General features: G+C 46.2%; 8 protein-coding genes. 5 read left to right on the top strand and 3 right to left on the bottom strand.

Annotated elements, in window-relative coordinates; genetic code table 11:
- The first annotated feature begins 79 nt into the window (after window positions 1-79).
- The 4 genes from QUA36_RS26080 to QUA36_RS26095 all read left to right on the top strand — a co-directional run bounded on the left by QUA36_RS26080 (window position 80) and on the right by QUA36_RS26095 (window position 5,932).
- Window positions 80-1,861, top strand: a complete 1,782-nt coding sequence (locus QUA36_RS26080; RefSeq protein WP_333454558.1) for an efflux RND transporter periplasmic adaptor subunit — start codon at window positions 80-82, stop codon at window positions 1,859-1,861.
- A gap of 180 nt (window positions 1,862-2,041) precedes the next feature.
- Window positions 2,042-5,245 carry an efflux RND transporter permease subunit gene (locus QUA36_RS26085; RefSeq protein ID WP_333167327.1) on the top strand — a complete coding sequence of 1,068 codons (3,204 nt, stop codon included), beginning with the start codon at window positions 2,042-2,044 and terminating at the stop codon, window positions 5,243-5,245.
- Between the two features lie 27 nt (window positions 5,246-5,272).
- A complete protein-coding gene (locus QUA36_RS26090; protein WP_333459585.1) occupies window positions 5,273-5,452 on the top strand; it encodes a hypothetical protein in 180 nt (59 codons plus the stop codon).
- Between the two features lie 210 nt (window positions 5,453-5,662).
- The gene (locus QUA36_RS26095; protein ID WP_333459586.1) at window positions 5,663-5,932 is read left to right on the top strand and encodes a hypothetical protein; all 270 of its coding nucleotides are present in this window, start codon (window positions 5,663-5,665) and stop codon (window positions 5,930-5,932) included.
- Between the two features lie 165 nt (window positions 5,933-6,097).
- On the opposite strand, the gene QUA36_RS26100 is transcribed toward QUA36_RS26095, so the two are convergent.
- Both QUA36_RS26100 and QUA36_RS26105 read right to left on the bottom strand, forming a co-directional pair.
- Window positions 6,098-8,191, bottom strand: a complete 2,094-nt coding sequence (locus QUA36_RS26100) for a pentapeptide repeat-containing protein (RefSeq protein ID WP_333459587.1) — start codon at window positions 8,189-8,191, stop codon at window positions 6,098-6,100.
- A 133-nt stretch (window positions 8,192-8,324) separates the two neighbouring features.
- On the bottom strand, window positions 8,325-8,522 hold the full coding sequence (locus tag QUA36_RS26105; RefSeq protein ID WP_333459588.1) for a DUF433 domain-containing protein: 198 nt from the start codon (window positions 8,520-8,522) through the stop codon (window positions 8,325-8,327).
- A gap of 349 nt (window positions 8,523-8,871) precedes the next feature.
- Between QUA36_RS26105 and QUA36_RS26110 the strand changes: the two genes are divergently transcribed.
- Complete coding sequence (locus QUA36_RS26110) at window positions 8,872-9,900, top strand: hypothetical protein (protein ID WP_333080450.1); 1,029 nt, start codon at window positions 8,872-8,874, stop codon at window positions 9,898-9,900.
- A 60-nt stretch (window positions 9,901-9,960) separates the two neighbouring features.
- Here the strand turns inward: QUA36_RS26110 and QUA36_RS26115 are convergent, their stop codons facing one another.
- Entirely contained in the window at window positions 9,961-10,209 is a 249-nt protein-coding gene (locus QUA36_RS26115; protein ID WP_333459589.1) for a transporter suffix domain-containing protein, read from the bottom strand.
- Window positions 10,210-10,399: the final 190 nt, after the last annotated feature.

The following is a 10,399-nucleotide window of genomic DNA, read 5'->3' on the forward strand; positions in this document are numbered from 1 at the left end:
GGGGGGCGCCGGAGAATCAAATATCCCGCCCAAGTCTCAGTAAGTCAGAAGTTAAAAAAAAATCTAAGTGGTGCTGCCCATGAGTTATTCTAAATCCCCAGAATCCGTCGTTGAAGCCCAAGAGCAAAAATTGCCCACACCGGAACAGCACCCAACGGATGCAGACAGCGAGGAACTGCAGGATTCTGCAACCCTTGCCGATGTGCCCCAACCTGTTGCTAAACCACGATCGCGCTGGCCCCTAATTGCCGCGATCGCGCTCGCCACAGGCGCAGCAGGTTTCGGCTGGTACTCGTGGCAATCGGGTCAGAATCGCCCACAGCAACAGGCAGCAGCAGCCCAACCCCCAGGCATACCAGTCAAGCTCGCAGCCGTACAAACCAGCTCAGTCCAAGATTCCTCGGAATTTGTCAGCAGCTTAGAAGCCAAGCGTTCGGTAGAAATCAAACCCGAAGTAGAAGGGCTAGTCACGGAGATTTTTGTCAAATCCGGGGACTTCATCAACCAAGGGCAACCCATCGCCCGCATGAAAAGCGACAGCGCCCAAGCTGACTTGAGGCAATCCCAAGCCAACCTGATCCGCGCTCAATCCCACTTAGCCGAATTGCAAGCAGGAGCCCGGCCCGAAGAAATCGCCCAAGCTCAAGCCCAAGTCGCCCAAGCCCAAGCCAACCTCGCTCAACTGCGATCGGGCTCTCGGCCAGAAGAAATTGGCCAAGCCCAAGCCCGCGTTAGCCAAGCTGAAGCCGACCTCGCCGATGCCGAAACAGGTAGCCTCTTAGAAGAAATCGCCCAAGCAAAAGCGCAAATTGAAGCAAACACGGCCGAAGCAAAGCTAGCCAGCCAGCAGCTTGCCAGATATCAAGTATTAGCCAAAGAAGGTGCAGCATCAGCAAACACCCTCCAAGAATACATCCAAAAAGAAGGCAGCGCCAAAGCCAATCTCCGAGAAGCTCAAAGGCGGTTCGAGCAGCGGCAAAAGAACAGACAAGCCGAGATTGATCGCCGCACAGCAGCCTTGCAACAGCAGCGGCAAGCTTTGCGGCAATTGCAAAATGGTTCGCGCCCAGAGGAAATAGCCAAAGCCGAAGCAGAAGTCGCACAAGCCAAGAGCAGATTAGCCGAGTTAGCCAACGGTACGCGCCAAGAACAGCTCGATCAAGCTGAAGCGCAAGTTGCCCAGGCTGCGGCTCAAGTGCGCGGCTTTGAAGTACAACTACAAGAAACTGCGGTCATAGCGCCCTTCGCGGGAGTCATCGGCGACATACCAGTGAAAGTAGGTGATTACTTGCAAAAAGGCAACGCCATCGCCACCCTGACAGAGAACCAATTGCTAGACTTGCGGTTATCAATTCCTTTGGAACGGATGCCTCAATTACGCTTAGGGCTGCCAGTACAAATGCTCGACGCTCAAGGTAAGGCGATCGCCCAAGGTCAAATCAGCTTTATCTCCCCAAACGTCAGCGCCAATTCCCAAACAATTTTAGCTAAAGCCACCTTTCCCAACCCCACCGGCGAACTGCTTAATCTCCAGTTTGTAAAAGCTAAAGTAATCTGGAAACAGAACCCCGGAATTTTAGTTCCAGTAACAGCAGTTACTCGCTTAGGTGGGGAAACTTTTGTCTTCACCGCTCAAAAGCCGGAACAGCCAAAACCTGGAATGCCACCTTTAGTAGCGCGACAAAAGCCTGTGAAATTGGGAGCCATTCAGGGGAATAATTATCAAGTTATCGAAGGTTTGCAAGCCGGCGAAAAAATTGTTACCGCAGGCATCCTTAACTTGACAGACGGCGCTCCTATTATGGCTCAAGAGGAAGGGAAAGGAGCCGGGAAAAAATTACCATTAGCAAGCCCGAAATAAGGTATGTTGTTGCGTTTTAGCCATCTTAACAGGTAAATTAAGAGCGCTAAAGCGCAACTACGTACCTTACGTGAAACTACTTGATTGCTCCGCTCTAAAAAAGCGGGCTATTTTAATTTTTGACTGAAGTGCAATTAGGAATTACCAATTATCAACTAACAACTACCCATTACCCAAATAATGTTTGCAGATTTCTTTATTAAACGACCTGTCTTTGCTAGCGTCTGCGCCTTAATTATTGTTTTGGTAGGCGCAATCAGCATTCCCACATTGCCGATCGAGCGCTTCCCCGACATCAGCCCCACCCAAATCAACGTCACAGCCAACTATAGCGGTGCGAATGCTGAAGTTGTCGAAAATGCGGTAACAAACATCCTAGAAAGGCAAATCAACGGCATTGAAGGACTGAAATATCTAACTTCCAGTAGCACTAACAGTGGAACTAGCACCATTACAGCCACCTTTGATACTTCCCGCGACAAAGATATCGCCGCCGTCGATGTGCAAAATAGAGTTGCAGTTGCTCAACCACAACTGCCAGATGCCGTACAACGCACAGGAGTTACAGTTACCAAACAATCTAACAGCCTGCTGCTGGCTATAGGATTATTTACCGAAAATAAAGAATACGATACCATATTTTTAAGCAACTACGCCGATCTCTATTTAGCAGATACTTTAAAAAGAGTAAAAGGCGTGGGCGACGTGCGAATTTTTGGGGAAAGACGCTATGCTATGCGCCTGTGGATCGACCCCAATAAATTAGCTGCTCGTAATCTAACAATGCAAGATGTAACAAGAGCAATTAATGAACAAAACTTGCAAGTTGGGGTAGGTAGAATTGGTCAAGAACCCGCCCCAGAAGGGCAAATGTATCAGATTGATTTGAGTGCAGAAAGTCGTCTCAAAAGCCCCACAGAATTTGACGACATAGTTATTAAAAGCGAAGCAAATGGAACTTTAGTTAAATTAAAAGATGTCGGTAGAGCAGAATTAGGAGCAGAAAATTATAACTCTTTTCTGCGATTTCGAGGGAATGACGCTGTGGGTTTAGGGATTTACCAATTGCCAGGAAGTAATGCTCTAAATGTTGCCCATGCCGTCAAAGCAGAAATGGAAAAATTAGCGAAAAACTTCCCTCCGGGGGTGATACATAGAACCGCACTAGATACGACTCAATTTGTCCAAGAGTCAATGGCAGAAGTAGTCAAAACTCTGTTTGAAGCAGTCTTGCTAGTGGTGATAGTTATTTTTGTTTTCCTGCAAGATTGGCGCACTACGATTATTCCCACCCTCACAATTCCCATTTCCTTGATTGGGACATTTGCCTTTATCAAAGTATTCGGCTTTACGATTAACAGTTTGTCTCTATTTGGTCTGACCTTAGCAACAGGTTTAGTGGTTGATGACGCTATCATCGTAGTCGAAAATATTGACCGTCTAGTCCGCCAAGGTATGAATGCCCGCCAAGCAGCTTCCGAGTCAATGCGGGAACTTTTTAGTGCTGTAATTGCCACTTCCTTAGTATTGATGGCCGTGTTCGTACCCGTGGCATTTTTCCCAGGGACAACGGGAGCACTCTATAAACAATTTGCCCTGACAATTGCTTTTTCCGTGCTGCTTTCTACCTTTATGGCGGTTACTCTTACTCCCTCACTTGCCGCTATATTACTGCGCCCAGGTAAGAAGTTTGGCGGCCCGTTGGGTTGGGTGTTTAACCGGATTAATATATTTCTTGATTGGATGCAAAAGAAATATAGAGATTCCTTAATATTCTTAACACGATTTAAAACCATTGTTACCCTGTTGTTTATTGCTTCTCTGGGATTCACAGCTTGGCTTTATTTAGCAGTACCGACAGCATTTATCCCAGAGGAAGACCAAGGCTATTTTCTGACAATTATTCAAGGGCCTCAAGGGGTTTCGCTGCAATACACCCAGCAGGTGATGGACGGAGTTGAACAAGAAATCCTCAAAGTTCCTGAAGTTGTGGGAACTTTTTCTGTAGGTGGCTTTGGTTTTAGTGGTAATAGTTCCAATCAGGGGATTATATTTACTACCCTTAAGCCATGGAAAGAACGTCACGGAGAAGATCAAACTGTACAGGCGATTATTGGTAAATTGCGGGGTAAGTTTTTCGCGATTCCAGAAGCGAGAATTTTCCCAGTGAATCCGCCAGCTATTCAAGGTTTAGGTCAATTTGGAGGCTTCCAATTTCAATTGCAAGACCGCAAAGGTAACAGCGGTTTAGATTCTCTAGTTCAGGCGATGGGTGGGATTTTAAAGCAGGCGAATCAGACGCCCGGATTGCAGGCGGTATTTAGTACGTTTGCTGCGAATACGCCTCAGTTACTTGTGGAAGTTGACCGCAATCGAGCTAAGGCTCTAGATATTCCCATTAATGATGTTTTCAGTACGTTACAAACGGCTCTGGGTTCTCAGTATGTGAATGATTTTAATCTGCAGCAGCGCAATTATCGGGTTTATGTTCAGGCGGATAAACAGTTTCGTGATAACCCTGAAGATATTAGTAAGTTGTATGTTCGCTCTGGAAAGAATGAAATGATTTCTTTGAGCAATTTGGTGAAGATAACTCCGGTGGTGGGAGCGCAAACTGTTAACCACTACAATTTATATAGGTCAATTGAAATTAGTGGCTCTCCGGCTCCGGGATCGAGTTCTGGACAGGCGATAAAATCGATGGAAAAGGTGGCGGCTCAAGTTTTGCCGTCGGGTTTTGGCTATGAATGGTCGGGGAGTTCTTTAGAAGAAATTGAGTCGGGGGGTCAAGCACCAATTATTTTTGGTTTGGGACTGATTTTTGTGTTCTTGGTTTTGGCGGCTCAGTACGAAAATTATGTCGATCCTTTCATTATTTTGCTGGCGGTTCCTCTGGCGATTTTAGGTGCACTTTTAGCTCAGTCGTTGCGGGGTTTGGCGAATGATGTTTATTGTCAAATTGGTTTGGTGATGTTAATTGGGTTGGCGAGTAAAAACGCGATTTTAATTGTGGAATTTGCTAACCAGTTGCGGGAACGGGGATATCCAATTGCTAAGGCAGCAGTCGAGGCTTCTCAAGAGCGTTTACGACCGATTTTGATGACTTCTCTATCATTTATTTTGGGGATTGCTCCCCTAATTAACCCGGAAGGTGCGGGGGCGGCAAGTCGTAGATCGCTAGGGACTGCGATCGCGGGGGGGATGGTTGTTTCTACTTTCTTGAGTTTGTTTATGGTGCCGGTTCTGTATGTGGTGGTTGTCTCGGCTCGCGATCGCTTTCGGAAACGCGATCGCCCGCAAAATCCGCCCGATGATGGCACAATTTTGAACGGGAAAACAACTCACCACGAGGAGATTGAACGCGATAAAGTATCGCCGTTGTAGTTGGTAAGTTGAAAAGGCGATCGTTTTGTGAGTCTCATTGGTGCGATCGCCCAAAACCCGCCAATCCCGCATCAAAACCCCCAAAGTCCCCAGATTAGTCCGCGGCTCAATTCTTCAATCCAAAATCCAAAATCGAAAATCCAAAATGGATTGACGGCGGCCCCCATCTGCGGCTACGCTTTGAAGTTAGAGGTTGCTTGCTTGTAGAGGAGGCAGCCCGCGTCGCCCAAAAATCTAGTTGCACTGCCCAAAGCTGCTACGAACAGCAATGGACAGCTAACCGCCAAACTGATCACAGCAGTCTGGAGGCTAACGGAGTATCTTAACATCCTCTGTAGCCGCCCTGCTATGTGTTGAACTGCGGGGCGGCTGGGTTTTTGGGTTTTCCTAGAAAACCCAAAACCAGGAGAACATAATATGTCACAGGAATTCTTACCTGACGACAACAAGTCCGATCGGCCAAATGACGACTCAGCAGCAGTATGCGAACAGGAAGTCGTGCTGTTAACGGTTGTCGGTTCGCCCAAGGGTGTCAGGGAAACAATACTCACTTTGTACCGACTGGGATTTGCCGAAGTCGGCGATTGGAGTCCCCTACAACGTGCGGCTAATCCGAAGCAGGTAATGAGCGTGCTGATCCGTCGATCGCGGGCTAACGGTACACCGCCGAGAAAATCTGAAGGGTAAGCTGCGTTGTCATTCTGAGTGAAGCGAAGAATTTTCGTGGGGTGGGCGTCTCGCCCGCCCTAAACATACGTTGTCATTCTGAGTGAAGCGAAGAATCCCCGTGGGGTGTCTCGCCCGCCCTAAACATACAAATTAGATGCGATTCAGCTTATTTAATATTAGATTTTAAGGTAGAAGTAAGAGACTTGCGATCGCAGGCAACAATTTACTGCAAGCTTCCACCAATGTCGCCGCACTAGGTAAACCCGCAATAGTCCCTTTCAGAATCTTGATTGCGGTTTTTCCCGCCTTTTGCATGGTGCTTTCTTGGGGATTTTTCCCTACTTCTGCCAAAGCTTTTACCTGTTCCAATGCTTCAGCTTTATCCTCATCAGATAAATTAGTTTCAGCCTCGATCGCTGTTTGTAACTGGGTTAATAATTCTTTGATTCCCGGTTCATCTGGTTTAGCAGAATCAGATAATTGATTAATTGTATTGGCAACAGTACCGCTGATATCACCTAAACTTAACGCTCCAGCACCGCTAGCGTTAACGGTTCCACCTGTAATTTCTATTTTGCGACTTTGGTCGATTTGGTCACTCATAGCTTTACTCTCTGATATAGATTTAACTTCATTAATAAATTTAACATTAACAGGTGGCGGAGTCAACAATTTTACAAATTCATTCAGATTTAAATTTTTAGTATATCCGGCTTTCACTAAGTTTTCAAAGACTTCATTATGATGTTTTTGAAGGGCAATAATTTCATCTTTAGCTTTTAATTGCTCGGCTTGTCTTTGAGCTTCTAGCCTTGCTTGATAAACTTCGTCCCAAATTTGCTCAACTTTACCCTTATCGGTTCCTTCGGGAACTTTGAGAGTCAGTAAAACATCGTTTTCTTTCTTCTCAACTCCTTGAATGGACTCCGGTGTAATGTCTGGAAAATCTCGCATTAACTTCTGAAAAGCGGCGACAAAAGCTTCGGGGTTAATCCCATCTTTGAGGAGGATTTGCACGGTTTCCATAATCTTTTTATAGAGTTTATCGAAATCTCCCGGTTCAAAACACTTGTTGATGTGGTGAGGGCGACGTTCGCGATCGCCAGTTCCCGGTTGGGGATATTCTAGAAGATAAACAAACCGACAGTTAACGCGATCGAGCTTTGTATTAGCGTCAATGTTCCAAGCTTCCAAACAAGCACCTGTAAAATAAGCCTCTGTAAAATTTGTTGCCAAGGCTTGAGTTTCAGTGAGGTTTGCGAATTCCAAATTACCTTGATGCAAAGTTGCTTCGCTGAGGTTAGCCTGCTTGAGATTAGCCTCGTTGAGATTAACGCCTGTCAAGTTTGCTCCTTGGAAATCCGCATTAACATAGGATTTTTTGTAGCCATTGCCAGTGATGAGTAATTCTCGGACGCGGGCATCAGCTAATATCGAATTACCGACTCGCGCGCGATCGAGTTTTTCTGTTTTGCGGAAGCAAGTGCGAGTGAGATTGGCTGTTCTAAAATCTGTACTTTTGAGAGTTGCCTCAGTGAAATTGGCATCAGTTAAATCGGCATTGCGAAAGCTAGTGCCACCTGTCGTGGCAAAGGCAATGGCAATGGTGCGAATCAAGGCCTGTTTCTCATCTCCAGCCAAAGCACACCAAGCAATGTAAATACCTACTCCTGTGGCTGCCGCTGCCGCTGCCGCTGCCACTGCCGCTGCCCCTGCCCCTGCCGCTGCACCTGCCACTGTCGCTGCCGCTGCCACTGCCGCTGCCACTGCCGCTGCCCCTGCCGCTGCCCCTGCCCCTGCCACTGCCGCTGCCGCTGCCGCTGCCACTGCCGCTGCCACTGCCACTGCCCCTGCCCCTGCCGCTGCCGCTGCCGCTGCCACTGCCGCTGCCGCTGCCCCTGTCACGGCTCCTGCCCCTACCACTAAACCTTCGCGCAGGGTAACAATAAAGAATATTGCCAAAACTATCAGCAATAAGACACCTGGAATAATGGTGTAATGTTTGATGTTATTTGGAGTCAAAAATAGTGTTACCCAAGCAGTAGTCAATCCTGACATCAATCCCGATATTAACGATAGAAATAGCGAGATAGTTACTAGAAAAATTGTCCAGCGACGTTGGAGTCCAGCTTTGGCACGGGTGAAGTCAGCTTCTCTGAGGATAGCATTGGTGAAGTTTGCGCCTCGGATGTCTGCACCGATGAATTTTGCACCTGTGAGGTTTTGACCTTTGAAGTTGTGACCTCGGAGATTTTTACCGGAAAAGTCTTTGGGCATGATTTCACGCAGGGATATAATATTATGTCCAGTCAATTAATGACGACTACAGTGCGAGCTTCTAGCTAGCGAGCCTTACGCTCTTACTACAGAATCATTATTAGCGATTACCGAAACATAATATGATAACTATTTAATAAAAACTCAAATAATTCCACATATCATGTTGCGTCCTATCCGAAAAAGCCTTTAAAGTCTGTTCATAACTAATTCTATCGTCGAGATATTTCAACAGGTCATGAACAGTAATTCTCATGCCTCGAATACAAGGTTTACCACCTCGCTTACCAGGTTCGATCGTAATGATATTAGCGATGTCTTGTTCTGACATAGCACTTTCCCTTTAGCTTATTTTCTCAATTCTAGGCTAACAAAGGGATAGAGTGCTCCTAACGTTTGGTAGTTTCCAGCATTTTATTAGTTCCTTTAATTTCCTAATTCACTTTAACTCAATCCCCCCACAGCCAGCACTCGCATCAAGTCCCATCAGGGGCGTGCCCGGAGTCTTTTTGGGTATCTTTTCGCCGATCGCACCCCATCGTGCAATAATGATATGACTTGCACAAAAGCTCTATTAGTAGGTAAATCTTGCCTACCTTACCGCTACATATAGCGTCTCAACTGTCAACCCGTGCAAGTTACCAATTAAACCGGCTGTTGCACTACACAAATTTTTCCTAATGGCTGAAGTCCCCCTAAATCCCGCAGAACTTGCAGAAGCCCTCAACGGCTTTACCGATATCAATTTCCAATTGCCAGATCCCGAAGACGAACAAATACCAGAATTTGATTTTGAAAATCAAGTTGACAATGCCTGGAAAGTGTGCGATCGCTTCGACTTGCAAACCGACATTTGGCGGGGACGCATTCTCCGAACAGTTAGAGACAGAGAAAAAAAAGGTGGCGAAGGACGCGGCACAGGGTTTTTGAACTGGCTCAAAGAAAGAGAAATTGGCAAAAGCCAAGCCTATTCTTTGATAGAACTAGCTAATAGTGCCGATACTCTGATCCAGCAAGGAGATTTAGACCCAAATTCTATTAGAAACTTCAGCAAAAGAGCCTTTGTAGAAACCGCCAAAGCATCTCCCGAAGTGCAGCAAATGGTAACAGATGCCGCAGCAAGTGGCGATCGCATCACCCGCCGCGAAGTCAAACAACTCTCCGACGAATGGATGGCAATGAACTCAGATTTATTGCCAGAAGAAGTCAAAGAAAAAGCATCTAGTGGTTCTCTACCTTCCCGCTACCTCGCTCCTTTAGTTAAAGAAATGGAGAAACTCTCCCCATCTCACCAAAGCGAAATTCAAAAAGAAGTAGCAGAAAATCCCGACGTAGATACTGTCAAACAGCTAACATCCGACGCCAAGAACTTATCAAAATATCTCGACGCCGCCGCCCAAGTGCAAGCTCTCAATCAGTCTCATTTAGACATGGAAATGGCCTTAGAAGAATCTTTGCGAGTAGGCTGTTTGGGAACCACCGCAGACGTTGTAAAACAAGCCGCACAGCTAGAACAAACAGTAGTCAAACTCTACACAATTTGGAAGCGTTTAGGCAGTTTGGCAGATAGATTGTACGTGGATACAGGAGCAAGCACACCCAATTTGCGGTTGCTTTTGGGATGCTTGGACAGCCTTTCGGGAGAAAAGATAGAAGTGGATTTCGGAGACGGAGAACGCTCTATTCGCTTGCAAATTTTTAGCGAATAGCTCAACCTTGACCGCAGATAAAAGCCAACATCCCGGCTCATTATCTGCGTCGAACCCTATTCATCTGCGGTTAAAATTTCTGATTTTTTTCCAAAGATATCGGGGATGCAAATAACGCCGATATTTGGTAACTACTTCTTTCCCCAACAGCACTACGCTAATCCAAAAACAAACTTCTGCCCCAACAGCCAGAACGAAAGATAAAGTAGTTTTTTGGGTAATGTCCAGCGGCAGGAATGGCACAACAAAAAAGACTGCCAACCACGGTAGAAAAGATACGATAAATAAAAATAAACCGAGTTTTTGCATAGATTCACATAATACAGCTTTGATATCCCCTTTATCTCTTAGTCCGCTTGGAGTGGATTTCGTTTGTATAGTAGCGATTTCAAGAGACTGTTGGCGAATGTCTGAGGGGTTTCACCCCTCAGACATCGCCGTCCTGAATAGGCAGAATGATTGTGTAATCACGCAGCATATTAAATAATCTATTATGACT

The organism is Microcoleus sp. Pol10D4 (assembly GCF_036701555.1).
Lineage (GTDB): Bacteria > Cyanobacteriota > Cyanobacteriia > Cyanobacteriales > Microcoleaceae > Microcoleus.